Source organism: Uliginosibacterium silvisoli (assembly GCF_036017035.1).
GTDB lineage: Bacteria > Pseudomonadota > Gammaproteobacteria > Burkholderiales > Rhodocyclaceae > Viridibacterium > Viridibacterium silvisoli.
Genome location: NZ_JAYXHS010000001.1, coordinates 143,331 through 168,715 on the forward strand (window position 1 = coordinate 143,331; position 25,385 = coordinate 168,715).

Genomic DNA, 25,385 nt, shown 5'->3' on the forward strand with positions numbered 1-25,385 from the left:
GAAAGCGCGGCCACTGCCGCGCTTTTTTTGTCTACTGAGAGCGCTGGTCGCAACGCAGCCTACGGCTGTTTGGCACTATCCTGCGGGAATGCTCATCTATCTCCATGGCTTCCGTTCCGGCCCGCAATCGGAAAAGGTCCACGTGCTCGCGGAGCATCTCGCGCAGCGTGGGCTGGCGCACGAGATGTGGTGCGAACAGCTCTCGCCCGTCCCGTTCGAGGCCATCGCCCGCATCGAGGCGCAGATCGCGCGCTGTGCTACCCCACCGACGCTGGTTGGCAGTTCGCTGGGGGGGTTCTACGCCACCCTCCTCGCTGAGAAACACGGACTGCGTGCGGCTCTGATCAACCCCTTCGTGCCACACGCAGACTTCGACGCGGGCCTGTTTCTCGGCGAGCACGAAATGATCTACAGCGGCACGCGCTTCACTTTCACCGAAGCGCACATTGCACAGATCGCGGCGCTGGATTGCCCGCTTCTGCGCAATCCACAGAATCTCTGGTTGCTCGCGGAGACGGCAGACGAAGTACTCGACTATCGCCATGCCGTCGCGCGCTACGCAGGCGCTCGCCAAACCATACTCGAGGGCGGCGATCACAGTTTCACGCGCTGGCCGGATTACCTCGATGACGTCTTGCGGTTTGCCGGCCTCCTGAGCTGATCCCGGCCCCGACTCAGTCCACCGCTCGCGGCTGCAGCCCCGCATTGCAATCCGCGGTGTCGACATAGACGCGATCGCCGCGACTCCATTGCGCGCCCTCCTCGACCGGCACGGTAATCGTCGACTTGCGATGGCTGCCGAAGAACTCGACGGTCGCGAAACGACTCGCAGCTTGCTGCGCGGCAGACATGTCCTTGCGGCAATCGCGCCAGCCCGCCTGCTTGATTCCTGCAGCCGGCGCCAGCTCCTGGACCGTGCCGGGGCGCCAGCCTTCATCACGTGCGTACCTGCCTTCGTACACGGTGCTGCAGGCCACGCAGCCCGCGGCGAAAACCACCAGCGCGGAAATACGCACAGGAAAGCTGATTGCGTTTCTCATGACAAGCTCCTGCCGCTGCGGCCATAGACCGCGCTCGTGATGACGCCCGCCAGGGCCATGACCAGCACGATGACAGCGCCGGAGGGCCAGTCCGCCAGTGCCGACAGCGCCAGTCCTAAGGCATACGCAATCGCCCCCAGCGCATAGGCTACCCACAGACGCCCCCGGCTGACGGCACGCGTCGCCAATGCGGGCACGATGAGGCTGGAGAACACCAGATACACGCCGACCAGTTGCACCGAGGCGGTAACGGCAAGCGCGAACAGCAGGTAGAAAGCCAGGCGACCGACGCGTCGGCCAATGCTGAACCACGCCGCCAGCACGACGGCCGTAAGCGCCGCTACCGACCACAGCTGGGTGCTGCTGACCCACAGGATCTGGCCGACCAGCAGATCCTTGAGGTGCTCGCCGCCATGTGGATTACCGGCCAGCAGCAAGATCCCGATGCAGGATGCGACGACGAAAAGCACGCCAATCAGCGCCTCCTGGATCTCCGGCCAGCGCCGCTCTGTCCAGTTGAGCAGGAAGGCGCCAAGCAGCGCGGCGCCGACTGCGGCGACCTGCACGGCCCAGGCATGCTCGCTGCTCTCCCACCCCATGACATCGGCCGCGACGACACCGATGCCGGCGATCTGCGCGATGGCCAGGTCGATGAAGACGATGCCGCGGTCGAGCACCTGCATGCCAAGCGGCACGTGCGTCGCGAGCACCAGCAGGCCGGCGATGAAGGCCGGCCCGAGGATGCTGATGTCCAGCCCCGAAAAACTCAGCGCAGGGCTCATGGCGTGGCCCCACCCTTCACGCCCTTGAGCAGTTGCGCGATCGTGTCGTCGAAGAGACCGAACAGATCCTTCGCGCGATCGCTGCCACCCACGGTGAAAGGCAGCACGACGGCCGGGATCTTCGCGCGCTCGGCCAACCAGTCGGCACCACGCGCGTCGTTGTATGCCGAACGGATGATCAGCTTCGCGGGCTGGCGTTGCTGCTGCGCCAGCACCTCGGCCAGATGACTGCTGGTCGGCTCGACGCCCGGCTTGGGCTCCAGCGTGGCGAGTTCGATGAGCCCCAGCCAGTTCTCCAGGTACGGGTAGGCCTTGTGCTGCACGATCACCGGCATGCCGCGCACTGGCGCTGCGTCTTTCTCCCAACGCTGCATGGCTGCCTTCCAGCGCACCGCGAAATCCGCGTAGCGAGCCTGGTAGAACGCCGCGTTGCCAGCATCAAGTTGCGTCAGGCGCTTGCTCAACGCATCCGCCACCAAGGCAATATTGCGCGGATCTGTCTGGATGTGCGGATTGCCAGAGGCATGCACGTCGCCATCCGCGCGATCGAGACGTGTCGGCACCTCGAGCTTGCTGACGAAATCCGCGGCCTCGAAATACCCCGGTTTTCCGGGCTGCACATTCGGGTTGCCCGACTGGCGCAGCATCACGGGCAACCAGCCCACCTCAAGCTCCGCACCCGTGCACACCAGCAGGTCGGCATTGCGCACGGCGGCAATGAGGCTGGGGCGCGCCTGGATGCGATGCGGATCCTGCAATGCGGTCGTCGCGGTGTAGACCGCCACCTTGTCGGCGGCGAGCTCCTGCAACAAGGCGCCCCACTCCGGTTCGCACGCCATGGCGCGCAGAGCGGCCTGGCTCGTCACGGGTGCAACAAAAGCCAGCACGAGCATCATCGATAGAAATGCATTTTTCATTTTCAACTCTCCTTGTTAAACGCTTGTAAAAATGGAGCGAACGCACAGCGGGCAAGGCCGCTCGCGCAGAGCAGTGCTCAGGCACGGCGAGCAAGCCAACGCCGGCCGCTGCGCGTGCAGCCCGTTTTGCCAGGCGTTTAGTAGCTGTGCGCGCCGTGGGCGCCTAAACTCATCTGGTACTGCAGGAACAACTGGTTGTCGGGTGCAGCGACGCCGTCGACCTGTCGCGACTTGTCGCGGGCCAGCTGCAGGCGTACGCGGCTGAATTCACTCGGGCTCCAGTCGAACATCAGGCTGGTCTTGGTCGGCTTGTACGCAACGTCAGCAAGATTGGCGGCGTTGCTGGCGTAATCCACCGTGCCGCTGCTGAGCTGGTCATAGCGCAAACCAACACGCCAGGCCGGCATGAACTGGAATACGCCCTGCATGTACCAGCCGGACTGGTTGGAGCTGTAACGGTCCGACTGGGCGGCAGCAGCCGTGTCATAAACCAGATCGCCCGCCTCCTTGCGGCGGAAGTACTCGCCCTGCAGCTTGAAGTTCTGCCGATCTGCATTGCCGTTCGGCGACCACTTCCAGACGAAGTCAGCACCCATCAGGCGCGAGCTGCCGGAGAAGGCGTTGGTGACGCTGTTGCCGAACACGTCCGTCTCTTCGTAGGTGCGATCTCTTGGCGAGGCCGACAGATACGACACGCCCGCACGCCAGCTATGGCTCACGCCGATGTCACCGCCGACATGTGCGAAGACCGCCTGGGCTCCCGAACCATTGCGACTGACTTCGGAACCGGGGAAGTTCGAGCCGCGCCCGGCCTCTGCACCGACCTCGAAGTAGGTGTCGGAGGGCGCCAGCCATTTCATCTGCACACCGTCCTGACCGAATTGCGTGCCGAGGAAAGCCTGGTACACAAGCGGGTTGTCGACGAAGTCCCACACATGGGCGTGTTGCTCGTTGAGGTAGCCGATGCCGGAGAAGAAGCGCCCGGCCTTGAGCTTCAAACCCGCAGGCAGCGCAGTCGTCTGAACGAAAGCCTCTTCAACGGAGATCTCGTTGTCTGGCGATACTGCAAAGTTGGCCTGACCGTAGAAGAGATGATCGACGCTGGCCGAGAAGCCAAGCTCCGATTCGGCCAGGCTGAACCCGCGCGGGCCCGGACCAATCTCACCGCCAGGAATGAAGCCCGAGATGCGGTAATCCTCCGGCTTGCGGGAGAAGTTGGCATAGGTGCCCGACAGGATCAGCGAGACGTTCGGATTGAAGCCACTGCCTTGCGCTGCTGGAGCTTGCGGCGCACCGCCCTCTGCCCCCGCAACAGGGGCTGGCGCTGCGGCTGGTGCAGCGGCGGTCGATGCCGCTTTCTCCGTCTCGGCCTTCTTGAGGCGCGCCTCGAGCTCGCTGATGCGTGACTCGTAGCTCTGGCGCAAGGCGCTGATCTCGCCGCGGATGAGCTCGAGATCGGCGTTGTCTGCGGCAAAGGAAAGAGACGGCGTAAATGCCGCGGCGGCCATCGCCACGGTAAGGATGTTGTATCTGGACATGCGAGAACCTCGTCGTGAATGACGTCAATGGAAAGCCGGTACGCGTCGCATGGAATGCGGCGTACGCAGTCGTACAGGAGCAGGAAATGGCGACGGTGCCGGCCGGATCAGCCGGTCAAACCGCGCGCCAGAGGGCGAACAAAGACGGCAGCAGGCGGCGTGCTGCCATGGCGGCGCGCGCTAGCTGATACAGACGATGTCGCTCAGGCAGGGAGGTAGGGAGGCGCGCGCGACTGGTATGCCGTCGTCGTGCGCGATGCCAGGCATGCAGGAGGAAGTGATGCGCGAACAACATGTGCAAACGCAAACAATGACAGGCCATGCTGGCTTGCCGGCATGGCGCCGCCTGCCGCCGCAAACGACAGGCACTGCTCGCAATTCTCATGGCCGCTCGGGCTCTGCCTGTCCGGTGACTTCTGTCCGACACTGGCAACTTCCTGCGTTGCGTGCGACAGCGCGTGCAGCGTCGCACCCTGTTGTGCAAACAGCACGAACAGAGCGAGGACAAACGCAACGAGGCGATTACTGGACGGGCGCATGGAATGCTGCTTCAGAGCTACTCGCCGATCAGGCGGCCAGGACGGACGCCGGATTCTGGACGCGAAGTGTTGCGATGATATTGTGGACCGCCCCTCACATGCAACATTGTTGCAATTGACCAGGCAAGCGGACGTCCGGTTGCGCACGCCTTTACGCCCCGTGCCCGCAAGGACAGCAGCACCTGCTGCGCACGTGATCTACATTGCTTTGATACGCATAGACAGGGGGCAGACATGTTCAACAGTACCGTGCTGGAAGTGGCCATCGGCCTGTGCTTCACCTTCGCATCCATCTCGTTGATCGCCAGCTCGCTCAACGAGGCGCTGGCTTCAGCGCTCAAGCTCCGCGCCAATACGCTGCTGGATGGCGTCAAGGCCCTGCTGAACGACAAGCAGTTCGACGGCCTCGCGCGTGAGGTCTATAACAGCGCCCTGGTCAATCCGCGCTCATCTGGCGAGGCAAAGACCGAAGCCCAACTGGAGCACAAGCCCTCCTACATCGAGCCACGTCAATTCGCGACAGCGTTGATCGAGTCCATCCAGAAGACGGGCGACAAATTCGAGGATCTGGGCAAGGACATCGATGCACTTCACAACAAGCAGCTGCGCAAATTGCTGCGTGGCATCTACGACCGCGCCGAGGGACGCATCGAGCATGTGCAGGCCGAGGTTTCCGACTGGTTCGACAATGGCATGGATCGCGTTTCCGGGGCCTACAAGCGCCGCTCACAGCTGGTCTGCTTCCTGATCGCGCTGACGCTGGCCGTCGTGCTCAATATCGATGCCATCCACCTGTTCTCGACGCTGTGGAAACATCCGTCTCTCGTCGCAGCCCTGCCTGCCAGCGTCTCCGTCGGCGGCACCGAGCAGGTTTTCAACGATCTGAAGATATTGCCGATAGGCTGGACCGCGCCTCCCGCGCTGGACCTGTCTTTGATCGGGCGCATTTTCGGCTGGCTGATTACGGCATCCTCCGCACTGTTCGGCGCGCCATTCTGGTTCGACGCCCTGCAGAAAATCGTCAACCTGCGGGGCTCGGGTACGCGTACCGCAAGTGAAACACCAAAGAGTTGAAGAGTGGCCGTCGCAAAGAAAAAGGCCGCCCCGGGGGCGGCCTTTTTCTTTGCCATATGTCCTGCCTGGGTCCTGCCCCTACTTCTGCTGCTTCTGCATCTGCTCCATCATCTTCTTCATCTGCTCCGCCTGCTGCGGCGTCAGGCCCGCGGGCATTCCGTTGGCATTGATGAGCATGCCGTTGACCTTCATGTCGCCCGGCTTCATGTCAGCCGAGCAGGCGCCAAGGTAGCGTGCAGTACTCGTCATCTGGAAATCGCTTTTGCCGTTCAGTGCGGGCGTGCGGTGCATCTTCATGTCCATCGTGTACTGGCTGTTGAAGTCACCCGTCACGACACCGTGCGTCGTCGTCGTGCTGTCGCCCTGTTTGCACACTGAATCGAACTCCATGCCTGCAGCCGTGCGCTTGAAGGTCTGCTGGCTACAGTTGGCCTCCTTGTTCTCCATGCCGCGCTTGAACATCTCGGCGTCTGTCTTCGCATCGATGCAGTGCTGGGCGGTCACTTTCTGGCCCTGCATCTGCATGGAGTTCATGGTGGTCTCCCATAGCCCGGCCTTGCGGCGAGGAAAGTCCTGAGCGAAAGCGCTGCCTGCAATCAGCAGCGCGGCAAGACAGACAGTGCTGCGGGCAAGCAATGAAGCGTGGTGACAATGACTGCGGTTCATTCGGGTCTCCTGTCGGTAATGGCCGCGGGCGGCCTCTGGCATCGCGAACTTCATTGCAGCAGAGGCATGCGGCACTGTCCAGCGGGCTTTTGTACAGCGACTGCTGCTGCGATACTACGGCATGCCTACACAGCCCTTCTCTCCCCTCTCGCCACGTTTTGCATCGAAACTCCCCGACGTGGGCACCACGATCTTCACGGTGATGAGCCAGCTCGCGAACGAGCATGGCGCCATCAATCTGTCGCAGGGATTTCCGGACTACCCCTGCCACCCGGACTTGCTCGACGCATTGACCCGCGCCACCCGGGCAGGCCACAACCAGTACGCCCCGATGGCCGGCCTGCCCGCGCTACGCCAGGCGATTGCCGCCAAGCTGCAGCGCTCGCGTGGCATTGCCGTCGACGCGGATCAGGAGATCACCATCACGGCCGGCGCAACCCAGGCCATCTTCACGGCCATCGCTACCGTGCTGCATGCGAGCGATGAGGCCATCGTGCTCGATCCCTCGTATGACAGCTATGCACCGGCCATCGCGGCACAGGGGGCGATCCCGGTGCGCGTCGCACTGCGGGCACCCGACTATGCGGTCGATTGGCAGGAGGTGGAGCGCGCGGTGACGCCACGCACGCGCATGATCCTCATCAACAATCCGAACAATCCATCGACCAGCATCTTCAGCGCTGCAGACCTCGACGCGCTCGCCGCCATTGCCGAACGGCATGACCTGTTCGTGCTCTCCGACGAGGTGTACGAGCATCTGGTATTCGACGGCCTCGAGCATCGCAGCGTGCTGGCGCAGCCGGCACTGCGCGCACGCAGCTTTGCAATCTATTCATTCGGCAAGACCTTCCACGCCACCGGTTGGAAGATCGGCTATTGCGTGGCACCGCCGAACATGACGGCAGAGCTGCGCAAGATTCACCAGTTCCTCGTTTTCGCGGTGAACGCACCCGCCCAGCACGCACTCGCCGAGCACCTTGCCGACCCTGCGCACTGGCAAGCCCTGCCAGGGTTCTTTCAGGCCAAACGTGATCGCCTCGCCCCCGGCCTGCGAGCCGCAGGCTTCAAGCTCCTGCCAAGCAGCGGCACTTACTTCCAGCTGGCCGATTTCCGCGGCCTGAGAGCGAACATCAGCGACGTCGAATTCGCGCGCTGGCTGACCATCGAGCATGGCGTCGCCTGCATTCCCTTGTCGGTTTTCCACGTCGACGGACATGACGCCGGGCTGGTGCGCTTCTGCTTCGCCAAGCGTGACGAGACGCTGGACGCGGCGATTGCACGGCTCGCCAGCCTCCGCGCCTGAGCCGCCACTTCATCTCATCACCATGGACTATCTGACCCCACTCGGCTGGATCGTCACGGCCATCGCCGTGCTGCTCACCGGCATTTCGAAATCTGCTTTCGGTGGCGCACTCGGCGGCATCGGCGTGCCCTTGATGGCGCTATGGCTCCCACCCGGCGTTGCCGTCGCCGTGATGCTGCCCATCCTGTGCGTGATGGACATGTTCGGCGTACGCGCCTACTGGCAGAAATGGTCGGTCGCCGATCTACGCGTCATCCTGCCCGGCGGGCTGGTCGGCATCGCGCTCGGCAGCTTCGCCATTGGCGCCCTGCCCGACCATGCAGTGAAAGCCTGCATCGGCAGCATCGCAGTGCTGTTCATGGTGGATCGCCTGTTGAAGCTGCGTGACCGCCTGCGCCTCTCTGGCCAACCCGGCCCCGCGGCCGGCGGCATCTGGTCCGCGCTGTCGGGCTTCACCAGCACGCTGGCGCACGCCGGGGGGCCGCCCATCCTCGTGTATCTGATGGGGCGCAAACTGCCCAAGGAGAACTTCGTCGCTACGTCGGCAGTGTTCTTCACCGTCATCAATGCGGCAAAGATCCTGCCCTACCTCTGGCTGGGCCTCTTTACCCGCGAGACGCTGACACTCGCGGCCATGCTGGCCCCCCTGGCGCCACTCGGCGTATGGCTGGGCCTGCACGTGATGCGCAAGGTGCCCGAACGCCCGTTCTTCCTCATCGCCACGCTGATGCTGGGCGCATCCGGCCTGAAACTGCTGTGGGACGCGTTCGCTTGAAAGCTTCACGCTTGGGCAACGCTCTTGTCTTACAACAAAGTCAAATCAGTACGCATTGTCAGGCAACATGCTTTTAGAATAGCGGCTCCTCGTTGCAGGAGCCGTTCTTCCGTTGACGCAGCCAGATCCTGCGTCGCGTCTCGTTCCCCTCGTTCAAACGAAAGAGAGATGATCACGATGAAAGCAAGTATCCCGCTGTTCTGCCACATCACCTCGCGCCTGGTACCTCTGTGCGCAGCGCTTGCGCTGGCGTCTGCAGCCCAGGCCGCAACCACCAGGTACGCACCGACAGTCGTCGAGCTCAAGCGCGAGAATTTCCAGAAGATCATCGACGGCAAAGCGGTCGATCTGTACACACTCAGCAACAAGAACGGCGTCACCATCAAGGTGACGAACTACGGCGCCAAGGTCGAGCAGATTCTCGTGCCGGATCGCAAGGGCGTCTTTGCTGACATCGCGCTGGGTTACGAGAACATCGATGGCGTAGTCGGCGGGCAACCCTCGATGGGCGCTTTCATCGGACGCTATGCCAATCGCATCGGCGCATCGAAGTTCACGCTAGAAGGCAAGGAGTACCAACTGGCCGCCAACAACGGTCCGAACAGCCTGCATGGTGGCGCAAAAGGCTCACGCTTCCAGGTTTTCAACGCGCGCCAGCTGTCGCCCTCCAGCGTCGAGTTCATCTACGTCTTCAAGGATGGTGAAGAGAACTACCCCGGCACGCTGCCGGTACGTGTGCTGTACAGCCTCAATGACAAGAACGAATTCACTATCGAATGGGCCGCTACCGCTGCGGACAAAACCACCGTCGCAAACTTCACTGGCCACACCTTCTTCAATCTGTCTGGTGACCCAACGCAACTGAATACGGACTATGTCATCAAGGTCAACGCCGACAAGTTCCTGCCCATCGACAGCACGCTGATTCCTACCGGTGAAGCGCGCGACGTCAGCGGCACGGTCATGGATTTCCGCACGCCGAAGGCCTTCGGCAAGGACATAGGCAAGGAAGACGAGCAGCTCAAGCTCGGCAACGGCTATGACCACCATTTCGTGCTCAACAGGAGCGGCAAAGCGGATGAACTGACATTCGCGGCCAGCGCGCTCGATCCTGCATCTGGGCGCACGCTGGAGGTATGGACGACGGAGCCTGGCATGCAGCTCTTCTCGGGCAACAACCTCGAAGCCAAGGCGCCGCGCGACCAGGGCAAAGGCGGCCGTTTGTTCGCTTTCCGCGGGGCTTTCTGCATGGAGCCCTCTCACTTCCCGGACAGCCCGAACAAGGTGCAATTCCCGAGCACCACGCTACAGCCTGGCCAGTGGTACACCGGCAAGATCGTCTATCGTTTCGGCGTAAAGAAATAAAGAGACGCAGTCCGTGCGAGGCCCGAGGCGGGCCTCAAGTGAAAAGGCCGCAACGCTCAGTGAGCGCTGCGGCCTTTTCAAGAAATGACATTAAAATATTTTGTCAGCGGGATAACAGCAACCATCCACCCACGGCAAGTACACAAGCCCCGCCGATCAACACGGGCACGGGATTGATGCGGCGCTCGGTCGCAGTCTGCCCCTCCGGCTTCTGCTGCCGCATTTCGCGCATCATGGTGGCGAGATCGCTGCTGCCGAAATTGCCAGTCAGCTCGTCGTGCAATGAACGCGTCATTTCGTCTTCGGGCTTGCGCGCTTTCTTCTTTGTCGCCTTGGCGACCAGTTCGCAACCACACGCCTCGCAACGCTCCCGATCGGCACGCGACTGGCGATGCCCGCACTGCGGACAACGCTTTTCCTTCCCCGTTCTGGCGGCAGGCTTGTCCTCGTGCTTGCCGAGCTCCTCCGCATAAGCGAGCTCGATGGCTGACGCCAGCCGCTCCACCGACTGCGCCTTGGCTTCTGCAGGCGTCACCACAGCGGGAGGCGCAACAGGAGGCGGTGTAGACACCTCGGGCTCTTCCTGCGCCCCCAGCACGCCCATGATGTTGGTACCCAGCAAGGTGCCGTTGCGCTGCAGATCCACCTGCGTCTGCAGGAAACTGCCGTAGCTGTCCTCATCCACCAGCGGCGCGCTCACCACACCACCAGCCGCGCTATTGAACGCGAAGATCTGGCTGCTCGTTGAATTACCCACCGGCAGGGACTCTGTTTCAATTTCCAGCTCGACCTGCATGCCGATGCGCGCCAGTTCGGTTACATAGCGCCCGCCAACTTCGGCGCTGACGCCACGTTTGAGCACCGCCTTACCGCCGGAGAACAGACGCACGACCTGCGCCTCGTCCACACGCAAACGGCGCGGCACGGCACGCATCACCTGCGCTTTGTTGTAACCCTTGATGGTCTTTCCCCAGAAGACCACCTTGAAAGAAACCTGAACGGCCTGCGAGTCATTGAGCGGCGCCAGCGACTCCAGACGCGCCTTCATCCCCATGCGCTCCAGTTCCGCCAGATAGGGCTGGCCCGCTTCTGCACTGACCGCCTTCTTCAACACCGTGGGCTCGCCCGAAAACAGGCGCGCCAGTTGCTCATCTCCAACACGCAGACGGATGGCTGCAGCCTTTTGTACATCCTGCATGTGAAACCCGTCCAGCAACTCTCCGCTGAAAACGATCCGGCACATATCCATTCGCTTCTTCTCCTCACTATCGCGCCCCCCGGCCTGTCCCGGCCAGTGTCCCTGCGCGCTGATCTGCCTGATTATGTGCGAGAGCCCACCAAGGCGTTAGTGCAGCGCGCCATGTCCACAGCACATAACGACCAGTGGTACGGCTTTCTTGACTGGCGGGGGCGATGCGCCACATGGCATGCGCTGCACGACGCATCAGGCACTGGTGGCAAACGCCCGGGGCGGCGTGCATGATAGCCGCCGGTCTGACACTTTCATTACAGCCCGGATTTCGACGGGCGCAAGTTTCGCGCCGACGCTACAACGGAGTGGAATCAGGCCCGGACAATGTCCCCTCGCGCAGGAAGTACTGCATGCTGACCACGCTTACACGCAAATTCTTCCTTACTGCCAGCATCCTTTCCATGCTCCTTCCGGGCAGCCTGTCAGCCATGATGGCAGGCACCGCGCCGGACAGCCCCGCCAGTCGCGTCGACGCTATCGTTGCCAACTCCGACTGGTCGGGCGCAGTCGCCATCCGCACGGGAGGAAACGTTTATTCAGGCGTCCTGCTTGGCGATCACCATGTACTCACCGCTGCGCACATCGCTTCAGGTGCAGTGGCGAAACCGGAAGAGCTCAAGGTCATCATCAACGTCCCCGGCGAAGCCAGCGTCATCGCCGCCAGTCGCATCGATGTCTTCCCCGGCTACGACTTTCCCTACAACGACCTCGCGCTGATCCACCTCGCCAAGAGTGCGCCCGCAGAAGCCCTGCGCTATCGCGTGCAGGACGCGCCCATCAAGCCAGGCGCAAGCATCATCACACTGGTCGGCTACGGCGGCTCGGGACAGGGCGACACGGGCGTCAGTACCGGCAGCAATGAGTCGATACGCCGCATCGGCGAGAACGTGGTGGATGCCCTGCCCGACCGCATCGACGCCAGCGGCCGCAGCAGCGCGTTCTACCTCTACGACTTCGACGGCCCCACCGGCACAGGCCCGCTCGGCGGCATCACCCTCGGCAACGCCCGCGAGACCATGGTCGCCGGCGGCGACTCCGGCTCCCCCGCCTTCGTCACGAGCGCCGGACGCATCGTCGTCATGGGCATCAACACCTTCGCCACACCACTTGGCACCGGAAGCGCCATCACCTACACCTTCGGCCAGGGCGGCGGTGGCATGCGCCTATCGGATCCGAAGTTCATCAGCTGGTTGCGCACAGCGTCGGGCAATGAGGTGAGGCTGGCGTCGGAGCCGGTGGGTCAGTTGGAGGGCATGCTGGTACCGGCGTTAGCGGGAGCCGGTGCGGCTGGAAGCGCGCTACTGGCACTCATGCTCAAGCGAAGAAATCGCAAATCCTCGAAAACGCAGTGAACATGAGATATGGCAACCAATAAACCAGTATGCCTCAACAGACATCCAGCACTGCGACATGCGCACCGACAGCCCCCTTCCCCTTCCTCGTCCAGCGCTTGAAGGAGATCCCCATGCGAGCACGACTCAGATCGGTATGTCGCATTCGTCGCGACTCACTCAACCATCGCATGATCTGATCGATATGTACTCGCGCCATCCATGCAGTCAGACCTTAATCCTCAAAGCTTGCCACCGCTCGTTTGCTCGATTCGTAAAGCGCAGCCCAGTCCTGTCGCCTCTGAGCCCCGGCAGGGAGCCACAGTTCGCCATGCATTTCCAACGGCTGCGCCAACTTCGCTAGAAGAGACTTCATCGAGAAATGCTTCGGCGTCGTGCCCACATCTTCGCGCCACCAGTCGACTTCAACCCAACGCCACTTCAATCCGTCCGCGTCGAACTGATCCAGTATCGCCAGGCCTTTCAGATCTTTCGCACCGTGCAGTTGCCGCGTCTCGCAGTCGAGCACCCGGCCCTTCCAGTCCATGTCTTCAAAGTCCGCATGCTCACGGGGCAGCCGCGTGGTAAAGAACAGGTATCTGGAGTCCTGCGACCAGATCATCGCTGCGCCCAGCCCTTCCAGGCAAACACCGTCGCTGGTGATTGCACACGCCTGGTAGCGCGACTCTTGCCCACGCTCATAACTGTCGTTGTATTCGTCGCGGGCGCCGAAGCAGTGCACCCAGCGTTTGCCATCCGGCGACGGATACACATAGGCAAATGCCGCGTTGGGAAACGGCGGCTTTTTGACTCGCACGCACTTCGTCAAGGGTCCGTCGATCGACCCTTTTGTCATGTCCACGCGAAACCGCAGGCTCTCCATCAATAGCCAGTCGTCTTCGACCGCGAACGTTTCTCCTTCATCATTCGGGCTTGGTGCACGACCGATCTTCTCGAAAGGTCCGAATCCATAGCGGGGCGGCACACACCCCACTGGCGCTTGCACCTGCAATTGCCCGCACTCGAAGCTGTTGAGCTGCAAGCCCGCTACGCGATACGTCGTATCCAGCCGCCGACCACTCTCCGTATCAAGTACGAAGAAAGTGTCCGTCGCGCCCGCTGCATACGGCTGCAAAACAAGAAACCGTCCGCAGTCCGACCACAGGTGAAACAACTGCACATCTTCCGCCACCGCTTTTCCCGCGCGCACTCTATAGCGCGTCAAGCGATCGTCTGGTCGGGACGGCAAGGCTTCGAAAACTGCGGGTGAGCCATTCGCGCCGCGCCGCGTCTCCACCACGCCCAGCGCCTCTGGCTGGCCGAGCTCATCCCAGCGCAAACGCAAACGCCAGGAGGTTTCATTGCCCGTCAGCGCCACCACCTCGACACGCCCATGCTCGTCAGCACCGCGTACCCATTCGTTCGGGTAGGAACCGTAGGTGAATGAATCGGGGCTGCGCAGCGCCCGCCAGGCATTCGGATAGCCGCCCCCCCGAGGCGCCCCGACACTGAACAAAATCCACAGCCCTTCGCTGTCAATCTCATTCACACGACTCAAGCTGGCGCACTCCAGCGCACGATCACTTTGCCATGCCGGTGTTACCCATATCGCATCCGCATCCTCGCGCCAGAGCCAGTGCGAACCGCCCGCGTCTTGTGCTACTGCCGGGATCAGCAGTCTGTCTCCTGCCTTGCTCCAGACGATCTCGTCCGGCAATGCCGTACGCAGCGACAGCTCGCGTCCGTCAAGCTTGATGCGGTAAAACGGTTGCGCCACATAGCTCGCCGAATCTGCCATGTCGCGCAATTGCGCTTCATCGAAGATCGCCTCCAGCTCCAGGCGGTGACGCCCGGCTTCGTCGCACAGCTCGATTTTCTCCCGCGCCACTTCCACATCAGGATGCAGCCAGAGGCCGTGCGCGCGTTTCCATTGCACCGCCTTGGGTGACTGCAGCCGCCCGCGCAACTTTGGATGCTCCGGCCCGCGTTCGCCGCACAGCAACCTGGCGTCATCGCAATCGGTCCACTGCCGGCTCCTGCCTGTTTCGAAATCCATCAGCGTGATGTCGCATGCGGAGTCCACACCCGTGCACGCCACATAGCGCCCGTGCTCACCAATGTACAAGGAGCCATTGCCCAGCACCACGCCATTGTCAAAGCGGTGAGCATAGGTCGCGGGCCCGCCCATGCCGATTTCGCCGACTATCTCTGACCGATAGCGCAAGCCGCTGGGATGGACATCCCAATGTGCTTGCTCGGTCGAGGGAGCGCGATCGTAAATTGTCTCCACTGTTGCCGTATCCTCTGCTTCGCGCCTTGCGGCCTTGTCGATTGCCGCACGTACCTTCGCCACTCCGCACACGATCGCCACTGCCGATTGCACTGCGTACAAGACCAGCACGAGCACTGCCACTGCGGCGATCACAGCTAGCGTCGCAAAAACGCCCGACGTGTGCTCGAAGCCCCAGCCTGCTGCACTCCACGTCACCGCCAGTGGCGCCACAGTCATCGCCACGCTCAACAAGGGCAAGCCGTGCTTGCTCTTGCTCCAGCGCAGCCAAAGTCCCTCCACTACCCAGCACGCGAGCGACGCACCCCAGAACAGCAATGCCCAGTGCGGGCTCTGCTGCGCCACATAGACCGCCAGACCTGTAGCAATGAGAAACTGTAGAAGCTTCACGTCAAGAACCTTTCAACGCTGCTCGTCCTCATCTTGAGGCCAGACTTCACGATGGATATCCAATCAAGACGATCATTGGAGACCGTAGCTGTAGACATTCGCGTCCCTGCTTTCATACCAGCTGCCCTTTGACCACATGACACGATCATTTCTGGAATCCAGCCCGAGCAAGCCGAGGTAGCCATTCATGGCCAGCCGCTTCCACGACTTCCCGCCATCGACCGAGTAGAAGACGCCATTGCCGGAGATGGAAGCTTTGTTGCGACCCCAGGGGTAGAGCAGGCGCGGCACTTCATGTTCGCTGCTCGTATTAACGACAATGGCATTCTTTCCGACGATGAAGTCACGTAAACCGACCCAAGAGGTCAGCACGCCAAACGAGCCTGGTAGCGTGCTCCTTTCCTGCCAGGCGAGCTTGTCCTGCTCCAGAAGCACCAGCTTCAGCTCCGTGTCATCGCCCTTGTTCGCCGCTGCCACGGCGAACACTTCTCCCTTGGCACTGACACTTACAGAGTCGATCGCCATACCATATGCGCGCTGGACTTTGCCCACCTGCCAACGGCCTTGCACGAGGCTGAGCGGCGCAAAACTCGTGACGTTTACGCTGCGCGACAGCGAGTCGCTTTCGGGCAATCCGTACTGGAAGGTTTGCGATGCCTATAGCGCAGCTTTCTGCTTGTCGAACCGGACCACGTGCCGCTTCACCGTGCCGGTGGCGTCGCTGTGTTCGCCCCATGCCATCTCTCCAGCGACCTGTTTTCTCGCTTCCTCGATACCGATCAGCATGGGTTTCGCTGCCAACGCATGCGTGACGTTACAGCGCCGGTTTTTCACAGCAAGCTACCTCAATCCACCAGTTCGCCCAGCTTGTAAGGTTTGTCCGGGAACAGCGGCATCTTCTTCGGCACCTTGGGAGCCGGCCAGCCGTTCTGGGTGGCCCAAGCCTTGATGTCGGGGATGATGCCGGGCGCATCGCCATTGGGGCATTCGTGCAAGCACACCCAGTTCGTGCCGTGACGGCCGATTACTGGCTTGGGTGGCACATCGAAACGGCCCCAGCCGATGACGGGGCGGATGAAAGTCTCTCGCTGAAGCGGATACTTGCCTCGTTTGTTTGGTTTCTTGCTGTAGTCCTCGCCCCATATGTACGAAGTCACATCGATGTAAGGGTAGTCTGCGTTCATGAGGTAGTAGGCCCATTCGCGGCAGCCGAAGTTGCCTGTCACGGTGTTTCCGACGAAGCCCTTCGAATAGCGCTCCTTATCGTCGCCGGTACAGATCGCCGGAACGTAGAACGAGTCATCGGCAGTACGGCCGGTGAACCATGGCCCAACTCGGAACTGCTGATCGTTCGGACCATTGCCCGGAGCCAAGACGATGTTACGGATGCGGTTGATGCGCCCGAAAAGTTTGTGTGGCCAATCATACAGGGACGTAACTTCGGCTTCCGCGTTGAAAGTCATTAGCAGCGTGGCGACCTTGTTGTCAGATTCGTAATACTCGTTTGGAATTTCGAAGATCTTCACGTTTGGCATGATTGCTTCTATGTCCGCGGCCACAGATGGATCTGCCTTGCTCAGCGTTTCTTGGCTGAGTTCTTTGCGATGTTTGAAGCGTATGGGGCGCTCGATCTTCATGACATACCGAAACTCCCATTTGCGTTCGATCCAGACACGCGAACCATCCTCTTGCGCTTGTGCAGGGAACGCTAGGCCCAACCACAGAGCGCTGCATATCAACAGAAGTCTCATGGCAGTGGCAGTCCTTCGTCGCGCACAGTCAGGTGCAAATGATCGGCATGCAGTGTTTCGTTGCTGTCATGCTGAACGTTAGGTGTGGGATTAATCTTGTCTTTGGTATTTACATCCATAAACCACGGATCAAACACTGAGCGCACACAGTCGCATTTCATCAGGCGAGTACGAAAAGACTTGACCGAAGCAGGTTCGTTCTTGTCACGCTCCTCGCCCCATTTGGTGTTCGCGTCTTTGACCTTCTGGGAGCTACTCGCTGCTGCCTTATCTGCGGCTTCAATTTCCCCTGGCAGCGCTGCCTCCCGCAACGGGTCAATCTTGCCGAGAGAGGTTTTCCTGGCTTTCTCTAGCGCTTTCTGTTCGTCTAGCAGCTTTTGTAGATTGGCTTTAGCCTGCTTCTCTGCTGCCTCCGCCTTGAGTTTCTCATCAAACAGCCTCTTCTCTTCTTCACTGACATTTGATGTGTCAGGCGATGTGCCCTTTCCGTACTGCTCGGCTCTCAGCTCCTTACGATTCAATCGAGTTTTGTCCAGGTAGTTCACATCCAAACCCAGCCCGACGCGATGAAGGATGGAGCCAATCATCGGCCGCCAACCCGAGCTGATCGTTACTTCGCTGACATTCGCTTCCAACGCTGTTTCGATCACCGCCACCCAAGCTTGTGGATGTACGCGCGGCAAACCGTCGGCATAGAGATCGAAATTGTTGATGTTGTTGGAACAATTGTCCGAGCCAACAAACTTGAGGGTTACGGACTGAGCGGCTTTGTCCGCTTTCTGAAGCGTGATTTTGAGATCACCGGAATGAGGGGAGGTTTGGGAATAGAGCTTCAGTACTGCCGTACGAATTTCTACGGACACAGAGGCTGGAATTCTATCCGTCGCCTCGTCCACGAAGTACCTGTGCGAGATCTTGAGCCAGATGTCGCCAGTCAAAGTGCCGGCATAGTGATGTACCTTGCTAATGCTTCCAGTCGCGGAGGCCTTTGTTTCTTTTGTTTCCTTGAAAACGAGATCGGCCGTATCAGAGTGCTTTCCCGCCTTCTCCTTGATCTGGATTTCGGCTGCGGCGTCACCAACGGTAAATGCGTAAACAGGCGCTTTTCGAAAGTCCGGATGAGCGTCGCTACCAAGATAGAACTCAATCTTCGCCCCCTTTTCTGCGTATATCGAAAAGCCAGCTTTGTCACCGCAAGACAGATACAAAGCTCCTTTTCTGAAGGCGGTATCCACTTTGCCGTTGATGGCATATGCGTAAGGCAGTAATAGTGTCTTCTTTGATGTGATGTCAAAGTGATAGGTCACCTTGTGCTTCACGACGCAGGGAACGTCTACGCAAGAACCAGGCGTGGTATTGGTCGTTGCCGTAGCGTCAGGCTTCTTGGCTTTTGCTTTGGCGGGAGGCGTCAGAGTTTCAGCCATTTGTCAGCACTCCTGTTCGGTTGCGTTGGCGGCGGCACTGGCAACAGCGTCCTTGCTCAACCAGGAGAGTTTCAGCCCCTGTGGGTCAAGCGTCTTTACCCGCTGCGTCTTGCCATCTTTATCGGTCACGCCCTCAACTACATCTCCCTCCGCAGTCTCAATGCGATAGGGCTGACCAGCAATCGGTTCGCCGCTTGCCTTGTCCACCGCACGAAACTGTTCATCGTAGGGCGATTTCTCCAGAAGCTGTGCCTTGGTGACTCCCATGACGCCAGACGGCAGCCCGGCCAGACTCGCCGCCGCACTCGCCCCACCCGCCATCGCATGACTCCCGCCCTTCACCATGAAATTCCCCGGACAGGCGAAGGTGATGTTGCCGCCTTCGAGCGTGATGGAGGATTGCCCTGCCTGCAGGACGATCTTCTTGTTGGCGAGGACGCTGATGCTGTCGTTTGAGCTGGTGACAGTGACGGTCTTGTCGGCGAGGATTTCCACGGGGCCGTCGTGCGCCTGGATGCTGACCGGGCCATTGGCGGCGATGGCGTTGATGCCACCTGTATGCGTGTAAAGGCTCGCAGCGTCGCCTGCGACGAAGCTGGCCGTGTGTTGTGCAGTGAGCTGAGCGTCGGCCTGCGCGGTGGCGGTGAGGTGCTCGCTGGCGAATAGGGTGGTACTGGCCGGGCTGGCGAGGGCGATGCTGCTCGGGCCTTCTACGAGGATGGCTGCTGCGGCGAAGCTGGGGACTTCGCGATCGGTTGTGCCGGTGCCATCTGGCGGCGCGTCTTTCTGGTGGATGGTACTTCTGAATTTGTCGATCTGGCCCGCTTGCGTCAGCGGGTCGGCTTCCGATTGACTGGCGGCGTCGGAGAGGCGCGAGGCTGTATCGAAAGCGGCTTTGAGCTGGCCTGCGGCTTCGGTGCTATCGAGCTGCGTGGAGGCACCGTTCTGTCTGGCTGTTGTCGACAGCAGGATGCCTTGTGCGGCGCGCACGACGCTCCAGCCATCGGTGCGCAGTTCTGCGCCTGTGCCGCGCCATGCGCCGCGTGTGGAACTCGTTGGGCCTTGATGGATCAGGTAGCCGAGATTGAGCTGGCTGGCGGTGTGGCTGGTGGCGAGTCGCGTGCGTAGCTGGCCGGTGGCGTCGTCGATGAGCCATTGGCTCCAGCCGCTGCCGTCCAGCGTCGGCGCGTGCATGCCCGCAATGACGCCGGGATGGTTGGCGCTGCTGCCCTCGCCCGCGGGCCAGGGCGGGTTGTCGTCGCCGTTGTACATCTGGTGGGTGACGATGGGGCGGTCGATATCGCCCTCGATGAATTCGACGATGACCTCGCTGCCGACGCGGGGCGTGAAGTTGCTGCCCCAGTTGGGGCCCGCGAAGGATTCGGCAACACGCACCCAGGTGCCATTCGTGTCCTTACCCGTTGCGCGCTCGGTGTCGTGATTCAAACCGCCTGAGAGTGGACTGGCACCACGTTGCCATGGGAACTGGATGCGGATGCGGCCATCGCGATCGCTATGTGTGCCGAGGCCCGCCGCGTCGTTTTCCGTTCCGACAACGATGGCGCTCTGGAAGCCGGGAACAACAGGCTTGTTAAGTGGTTGCGGCACGACAGGCAGCCCGGCATTCGCACAGACTGCATGGTTGCGATAGGTGCCGTTCTCTGCGCTGCCCGCACCCAGCAGACCTGCAATGCCTTTGGCATTGCCTTCAAGATTGTTGGCGGCGTCGTGCGTGATGCCCAGTACGGTGAAGCGATTGCGCGCAGCGTCCGGTTGGCTGAGGTCGATCAGCCCGAAGCCACGCATCAGCGTGAATTGCTGGCCGGGCGCAAGCTGGCGCACCGAGCCTTCGCCGACATGCGTCTGCATGGCGAGCTCGACGTACTGACCTTGCAGGCATGCAGCGCGTTCGGCTTGCGCGGCATCGGCATGGCGGTAGGCGCCGCTGCCGTCGTAGTCTTCCAGCACGGGCACGTCGCCCAGGCCCCCGATGGCTTCGCCCGTACTGCTGAACTCTCCAGCGGGAGCGATGAGCTGCCGATAGTCCCAGCTAGCGCGCGCCACCGCGTTCGTGGTCACGGCCTGACGCGTGCGCCAGTGCTCGAAGCAGTCGCTGCCTTCGGTGCTGCTGTTGCGGTGATGGCGGATCACGGCTTGCGGGCATTCCGGCAGTGCATGCGTTGTGTCGAAGATGACGAGCTTGTGGCGGGTGTGCTTCTGTTCGGCATTGCTGGCGGGTGAATCGATGGCCGCCACACCCGGCGCGTCCTGCTCATGCTCGAAGTGGAAAGACAGGCCTTCACTGGCAAACAATCGCACGACGAAGTCATGATCCGTTTCGCGATACTGACCACACAGGCTGCGCACCGGCAGCTCCTCGTTCAGGCGGAATTCGTAGTCGAGTTCGGGATAGGCCGCAAAGACTTCTTCCACGATCTGCTGCGCCGTCTTGTCCTGGAAGATGCGGCTGTTGTGCACCTGGCGCAGGCACGCAAACCAGGGTTCGACAGTCAGCCGGTAGCGCGCCAGACCGCCGTCGGCACCGAGCTGCGCGGCCTGCAATACGATGCCGTGCCAGCTGCGATGCGAGCGACCATCCGCCAGCAAGAGTCGCAAAGAGACCTGCTCGCCCAGCAGTTGCTTGAGCTCGAGATGCGCGGAGCTTGAGAGACAGTCGATTTCAAAGCGATAGCAGCTGGAGATCGCCTCAGTGCCGTGGAAACGCTCAACGACCAGCGCCGCATCCGGCAAGGCCGTGACGATGGATAACAGACGGGCCTGCTGGGTAAGTGCTTTGAGAAAGCTGTCCCGGCTGGGAAGGGACAGACCAAGGCCAGCGAGATCGAAACTGGCGTTTGAAGCGGACAGGCCGGACACGTGGAAGCCTCATTGATTCGCTGCGGAAGATCGCGAATTCTAGTGGCATATATGTAGCGCCTGCCCGGTACTGACGGGCGGTTTGTTCGGCACAACCAGTGGTCGCACCATGCGCATCAAAACAATAAATACGCGATTGAAATGGCAAATACGGCGACATTGGCACAGCTGTTTCAACCGTACTGCCGATGACCTCCTGCAGCACCGCCACCGAGATAACGTTTCACTTCGCCTGACATGAAGACCGGTCGCCTGATCACGATTTCCCGGTAACGACGATCTGCCCTCTCATGCCTGCCTGGTAGTGCCCGGCAATGAGACATGCAAAGTCGAAATCGCCGGCACGGTTGAAGGTCCAGATCAGTTCCTTCGTCGCACCGGGACCCACGTGTGCCATGTAGGCCGCGCTGTGCGTCATGTCAGGAAACTTCGCCATCATTGCCGCATGCTGATCCAGCACTGCCTTCGTCCCGATGACGAGTTCGTGCAGCATGCTGCCTTCATTCCTGACAACGAATCGCACCGTCTCGCCCTGCTTCAGGTTCAGCTTGTCGGGCGAAAAGCGCATCGTGTCCAGCATCCTGATCTCGACAGTCCGGCTCACTGCCTTCGGACTGCCGGCTATCCCCCAGGCAGTCTGCTCGGGCTTCGCAGCCTTCGCGGCGGCGTGCGCGCTCTCCTCATGCGCGAAGCCCACACTCATCACACAAACCATCGCCGTTGCGATGGCGAGGCGCGTAACAAAGGCACGATTGCTTGTTTTCAAGCGAAAGCTCTCCTGAATACTGTCGTCTGTCAGCTCGCGGGGTAGCCCGCTTCAGCCAGGCAGTGCGTGATCTCTTCACGCTCCACCGTCGTCTCTACCCGCACCGTCTTGTCCGCGAGCGAGACCGTCACGATTGCATCGAAATCCTGCGCCTTGATGGCGTTGGTGACTGCGCTGACGCAATGCCCGCAGCTCATGTCGGGCACGTTCAGTTCAAATATCTGTCCACTCATGACTAACTCCAGAGGTGTGAGTACGCACTCATCGTGCAGCCTCCCCCCATAGGAAGGTCAACACACAGAAATTTTCTGGCGATTCGCTTTACTCTCCCATCATGGTAAGGTCCAGCATGGGTTCGTCTACCTCTCCAGAAGAGCCCGTCATGGTATCCACGTTGATGACAGCAAGCACCGCATCGAGCAATCACCCGCGCAGTCTTGGCCTGCCGGTTTCCGGCATGACCTGCGCTTCCTGTGCGGCTCGCGTCGAAAAGGCGCTGCGCGCGGTGCATGGTGTCAGCGAGGCGAGCGTGAACCTCGCCACCGAACGAGTGAACGTCACGCTCGACGCACAGACCGAAACGGAGGTGCTGGTTGCGGCAATCCGCCGCGCCGGCTACGACGTGCCCACCACGAACACGGATCTGGCTATCGATGGCATGACCTGTGCGAGCTGTGTCGCGCGCGTCGAGAAGGCGCTGTTGAAGCTCGATGGCGTCGAAGCGGTGGATGTGAATCTCGCGACTGAACGCGCGCACGTCGTGTCACATGCGGTCAGCGAAGAAGATCTGATCGCCGCCATTGCCCGCGCCGGCTACGCAGCAACAAGCATCAACGAGGAGAGCCCCGCACCAGCCCCCATGCGTGACACGCAGAAGTGGATGCTGCTCGCCAGCGCCTTGCTGACCCTGCCGCTTGTCATGCCCATGCTGGGCAGCGCGTCAGGCCGCGACTGGATGCTTCCGGGGCTGTGGCAGTGGGTACTCGCCACACCCGTACAGTTCGTCTGCGGCGCACGCTTCTATCGGGCCGGCTGGCGCGCACTCAAGGCGGGCGCGGGCAATATGGACCTGCTGGTCGCGCTGGGCACCAGTGCCGCCTACGGGCTCAGCGTCTATCAACTCCTCGTGGGCTCCGCGCACGCCGCGCATGCGGGCCCGACGCACTTGTACTTCGAAGCCTCGGCCGCCGTCATTACGCTGGTGCTGCTCGGCAAATGGCTGGAGACGCGCGCCAAGCGCAGCACCACCGAAGCGATTCGCGCATTGCAGAAGTTGCGTCCGGAAACGGCACGCGTGCGCAAGGATGGCACCGAGCAGGACGTACCTGCAGCGCAATTACGCGTCGGTGACATTGTCATCGTGCGCCCCGGCGAGCGCATCGCCGCTGACGGACACATCATCGAAGGCCGCTCGCATGTCGACGAATCCCTGCTGACTGGCGAGAGCCTGCCCGTGCCGAAGAATATCGGCGACGTGGTCACGGGCGGCGCCGTCAACGGCGAAGGCCTCATTGCGCTTGCGGTCGGCGCCGTGGGGGCAGCATCGCAGCTCGCCCACATCATCGCGCTGATCGAGAACGCGCAAGCGAAGAAAGCGCCCATCCAGCGCCAGGTCGACAAGGTCAGCGCGATCTTCGTGCCGGTAGTGCTGGGCCTGGCCTTGCTGACCCTGCTGGGCTGGTGGCTGATCGGTGGCGATCTGGAGCACGCCATCCTCAACGCGGTCGCCGTGCTGGTCATTGCCTGCCCGTGCGCACTCGGCCTGGCGACACCCGCGGCAATCATGGCCGGCACCGGTGTCGCTGCGCGTCGCGGCATCCTCATCAAGGATGCGGAAGCGCTGGAGATTGCGCATGACGTACGCGCCGTCATGTTCGACAAGACCGGCACGCTCACCGTCGGCAAGCCTGAGCTCATCGTGCTCGAAAGTGTCGGCGGCCAGCGCGACGCAGCACTTGCCATGGCTGCTGCCATCCAGTCCGGCAGCGAACACCCGCTGGCGAAAGCCGTCGTCGCGGAAGCGCAGCGCCAGTCCCTGACGCTGCCCGCAGCGAGCGAGGTGACAGTCGAAGCGGGACGCGGCATCGGCGCCCGCATCGGAGCGGGCGATAGCCGCCGGCACATCGTCATCGGCAGCCCACGCTGGATGAGCGAGCTGCAGGTCAACACGACGGCCCTCGCGGCACATGCCGAAGCCCAACAGGATCAGGGCCACACGGTGTCGTGGATGGCGGACCTGACGGGACAACCCACCCTGCTTGCCATGCTGGCCTTCGGCGACAAAGTGCGGCCCGAATCCACAGCTGCCATCCGCACACTGACAGCACGCGGCATTGCCGCCGTACTGGTGACGGGCGATCACGCCAGCAGCGCAGCTACAGCGGCCACACAGCTCGGTTTGACCGAGGTGCGCGCGGAAGTACTGCCCGCGGACAAAGCGACCATCGTCGCTGAGCTGCGGCAGAAATTCGGCAAGGTGGCCATGGTCGGCGACGGCATCAATGACGGCCCGGCACTGGCCGCCGCTGACGTCGGTTTCGCCATGGGCGGCGGCACGGACGTGGCCATGCAGGCCGCCGGCGTCACCCTGATGCGCAGCGATCCGCGCCTTGTCGCAGATACCATCGACATTTCCCGGCGCACCTGGCACAAGATCCGCCAGAACCTGTTCTGGGCTTTCATCTACAACATCATCGGCATTCCACTCGCAGCTGCGGGGCAGCTCGATCCAGTGATCGCCGGTGCTGCCATGGCCCTGTCCAGCGTCAGCGTGGTCAGCAACGCCCTGCTGCTCAAGCGCTGGCGTGGCAGCGCGACATCCACTCTTGCCGACAAGGAGAGAACATGAGAAAGACACTCCCGGAACGCGCCGAGGCGCTCGAAAGCGGTCTCGTCGATATCGGACAGGCTGCATTGGCAAGCGGTGTCTCGGTGAAGATGCTGCGCCACTACGAAGAAATCGGCCTGCTGCGCAACGTCGCCCGCACGGCAGCCAACTACCGCCTCTACGGTGCGCAGCAGATACACACCCTGCGCTTCATCAAACGTTCGCGTACCCTCGGTTTCTCCATCGAGGAAATCCGCGAACTGCTGAGCCTGTGGGAAGACCGGCGTCGCTCCAGCGCCTCGGTTAAGAAGATCGCTGCTCATCACATCGAAGAGCTCCAGACCAAGATTGCCGAGCTACAGGGAATGGTGAATACCCTTCAGCATCTGACGCACTGCTGTGCCGGCGACGGGCGACCGGACTGCCCGATTCTGGATGATCTGTCGGGCGAGCAGGCCTGAACGGCGCGCGCCCGGTC

The 25,385-nt window shown here is 61.6% G+C and carries 23 protein-coding genes; 8 read left to right on the forward strand and 15 right to left on the reverse strand.

Annotated elements, in window-relative coordinates; genetic code table 11:
• The first annotated feature begins 88 nt into the window (after positions 1-88).
• A complete protein-coding gene (locus tag VVD49_RS00700; RefSeq protein ID WP_327597197.1) occupies positions 89-661 on the forward strand; it encodes a YqiA/YcfP family alpha/beta fold hydrolase in 573 nt (190 codons plus the stop codon).
• A 13-nt stretch (positions 662-674) separates the two neighbouring features.
• Here the strand turns inward: VVD49_RS00700 and VVD49_RS00705 are convergent, their stop codons facing one another.
• The 5 genes from VVD49_RS00705 to VVD49_RS00725 all read right to left on the reverse strand — a co-directional run bounded on the left by VVD49_RS00705 (position 675) and on the right by VVD49_RS00725 (position 4,816).
• Positions 675-1,040, reverse strand: a complete 366-nt coding sequence (locus VVD49_RS00705; protein WP_327597198.1) for a hypothetical protein — start codon at positions 1,038-1,040, stop codon at positions 675-677.
• Positions 1,037-1,822, reverse strand: coding sequence for a metal ABC transporter permease (locus VVD49_RS00710; RefSeq protein ID WP_327597199.1), 786 nt, complete (start codon positions 1,820-1,822; stop codon positions 1,037-1,039). Before VVD49_RS00710 ends, VVD49_RS00705 begins: the two co-directional genes overlap by 4 nt.
• Positions 1,819-2,739 (reverse strand): metal ABC transporter substrate-binding protein, encoded by a 921-nt coding sequence (locus tag VVD49_RS00715; RefSeq protein WP_327597200.1) that lies wholly within the window; start codon positions 2,737-2,739, stop codon positions 1,819-1,821. The genes VVD49_RS00710 and VVD49_RS00715 overlap by 4 nt, the downstream gene beginning before the upstream one ends.
• 137 nt (positions 2,740-2,876) lie before the next feature.
• Positions 2,877-4,277: a hypothetical protein gene (locus VVD49_RS00720; RefSeq protein ID WP_327597201.1), complete on the reverse strand. Its 1,401-nt coding sequence runs from the start codon at positions 4,275-4,277 to the stop codon at positions 2,877-2,879.
• Between the two features lie 203 nt (positions 4,278-4,480).
• Positions 4,481-4,816, reverse strand: a complete 336-nt coding sequence (locus tag VVD49_RS00725; RefSeq protein WP_327597202.1) for a hypothetical protein — start codon at positions 4,814-4,816, stop codon at positions 4,481-4,483.
• 234 nt (positions 4,817-5,050) lie between these two features.
• Between VVD49_RS00725 and VVD49_RS00730 the strand changes: the two genes are divergently transcribed.
• Entirely contained in the window at positions 5,051-5,890 is an 840-nt protein-coding gene (locus tag VVD49_RS00730) for a hypothetical protein (RefSeq protein ID WP_327597203.1), read from the forward strand.
• Positions 5,891-5,968: 78 nt separating this feature from the next.
• On the opposite strand, the gene VVD49_RS00735 is transcribed toward VVD49_RS00730, so the two are convergent.
• The gene (locus tag VVD49_RS00735) at positions 5,969-6,556 is read right to left on the reverse strand and encodes a DUF3617 domain-containing protein (protein WP_327597204.1); all 588 of its coding nucleotides are present in this window, start codon (positions 6,554-6,556) and stop codon (positions 5,969-5,971) included.
• A gap of 121 nt (positions 6,557-6,677) precedes the next feature.
• On the opposite strand from VVD49_RS00735, the gene VVD49_RS00740 reads away from it, so the two are divergent.
• From VVD49_RS00740 to VVD49_RS00750, 3 genes are all read left to right on the forward strand, one after another.
• The gene (locus VVD49_RS00740; protein WP_327597205.1) at positions 6,678-7,859 is read left to right on the forward strand and encodes a methionine aminotransferase; all 1,182 of its coding nucleotides are present in this window, start codon (positions 6,678-6,680) and stop codon (positions 7,857-7,859) included.
• Between the two features lie 22 nt (positions 7,860-7,881).
• Positions 7,882-8,634, forward strand: coding sequence for a sulfite exporter TauE/SafE family protein (locus VVD49_RS00745; RefSeq protein ID WP_327597206.1), 753 nt, complete (start codon positions 7,882-7,884; stop codon positions 8,632-8,634).
• Between the two features lie 168 nt (positions 8,635-8,802).
• Positions 8,803-9,999 carry an aldose epimerase family protein gene (locus tag VVD49_RS00750; protein ID WP_327597207.1) on the forward strand — a complete coding sequence of 399 codons (1,197 nt, stop codon included), beginning with the start codon at positions 8,803-8,805 and terminating at the stop codon, positions 9,997-9,999.
• Between the two features lie 103 nt (positions 10,000-10,102).
• Here the strand turns inward: VVD49_RS00750 and VVD49_RS00755 are convergent, their stop codons facing one another.
• Positions 10,103-11,197, reverse strand: coding sequence for a hypothetical protein (locus VVD49_RS00755; protein ID WP_327597208.1), 1,095 nt, complete (start codon positions 11,195-11,197; stop codon positions 10,103-10,105).
• A gap of 404 nt (positions 11,198-11,601) precedes the next feature.
• Between VVD49_RS00755 and VVD49_RS00760 the strand changes: the two genes are divergently transcribed.
• Positions 11,602-12,603, forward strand: a complete 1,002-nt coding sequence (locus VVD49_RS00760; RefSeq protein WP_327597209.1) for a trypsin-like serine protease — start codon at positions 11,602-11,604, stop codon at positions 12,601-12,603.
• Between the two features lie 214 nt (positions 12,604-12,817).
• On the opposite strand, the gene VVD49_RS00765 is transcribed toward VVD49_RS00760, so the two are convergent.
• From VVD49_RS00765 to VVD49_RS00800, 8 genes are all read right to left on the reverse strand, one after another.
• Positions 12,818-15,217 (reverse strand): hypothetical protein, encoded by a 2,400-nt coding sequence (locus VVD49_RS00765; protein ID WP_327597210.1) that lies wholly within the window; start codon positions 15,215-15,217, stop codon positions 12,818-12,820.
• A gap of 117 nt (positions 15,218-15,334) precedes the next feature.
• Positions 15,335-15,895 (reverse strand): beta propeller repeat protein, encoded by a 561-nt coding sequence (locus tag VVD49_RS00770; protein WP_327597211.1) that lies wholly within the window; start codon positions 15,893-15,895, stop codon positions 15,335-15,337.
• A gap of 24 nt (positions 15,896-15,919) precedes the next feature.
• Positions 15,920-16,096 carry a hypothetical protein gene (locus tag VVD49_RS00775; protein WP_327597212.1) on the reverse strand — a complete coding sequence of 59 codons (177 nt, stop codon included), beginning with the start codon at positions 16,094-16,096 and terminating at the stop codon, positions 15,920-15,922.
• A gap of 11 nt (positions 16,097-16,107) precedes the next feature.
• Complete coding sequence (locus VVD49_RS00780) at positions 16,108-16,899, reverse strand: hypothetical protein (RefSeq protein WP_327597213.1); 792 nt, start codon at positions 16,897-16,899, stop codon at positions 16,108-16,110.
• Positions 16,900-17,009: 110 nt separating this feature from the next.
• The gene (locus VVD49_RS00785) at positions 17,010-18,437 is read right to left on the reverse strand and encodes a hypothetical protein (RefSeq protein ID WP_327597214.1); all 1,428 of its coding nucleotides are present in this window, start codon (positions 18,435-18,437) and stop codon (positions 17,010-17,012) included.
• 3 nt (positions 18,438-18,440) lie between these two features.
• The gene (locus tag VVD49_RS00790; protein WP_327597215.1) at positions 18,441-21,314 is read right to left on the reverse strand and encodes a type VI secretion system Vgr family protein; all 2,874 of its coding nucleotides are present in this window, start codon (positions 21,312-21,314) and stop codon (positions 18,441-18,443) included.
• Positions 21,315-21,570: 256 nt separating this feature from the next.
• Entirely contained in the window at positions 21,571-22,080 is a 510-nt protein-coding gene (locus tag VVD49_RS00795) for a cupredoxin domain-containing protein (RefSeq protein ID WP_327597216.1), read from the reverse strand.
• A 29-nt stretch (positions 22,081-22,109) separates the two neighbouring features.
• Positions 22,110-22,313 carry a heavy-metal-associated domain-containing protein gene (locus tag VVD49_RS00800; protein WP_327597217.1) on the reverse strand — a complete coding sequence of 68 codons (204 nt, stop codon included), beginning with the start codon at positions 22,311-22,313 and terminating at the stop codon, positions 22,110-22,112.
• Positions 22,314-22,462: 149 nt separating this feature from the next.
• Here VVD49_RS00800 and VVD49_RS00805 point away from each other — a divergent pair, with 149 nt between their 5' ends.
• A complete protein-coding gene (locus VVD49_RS00805) occupies positions 22,463-24,928 on the forward strand; it encodes a heavy metal translocating P-type ATPase (RefSeq protein ID WP_327597218.1) in 2,466 nt (821 codons plus the stop codon).
• Positions 24,925-25,368, forward strand: coding sequence for a Cu(I)-responsive transcriptional regulator (gene cueR / locus VVD49_RS00810; RefSeq protein WP_327597219.1), 444 nt, complete (start codon positions 24,925-24,927; stop codon positions 25,366-25,368). Before VVD49_RS00805 ends, cueR begins: the two co-directional genes overlap by 4 nt.
• The last annotated feature ends 17 nt before the right edge of the window (positions 25,369-25,385 follow it).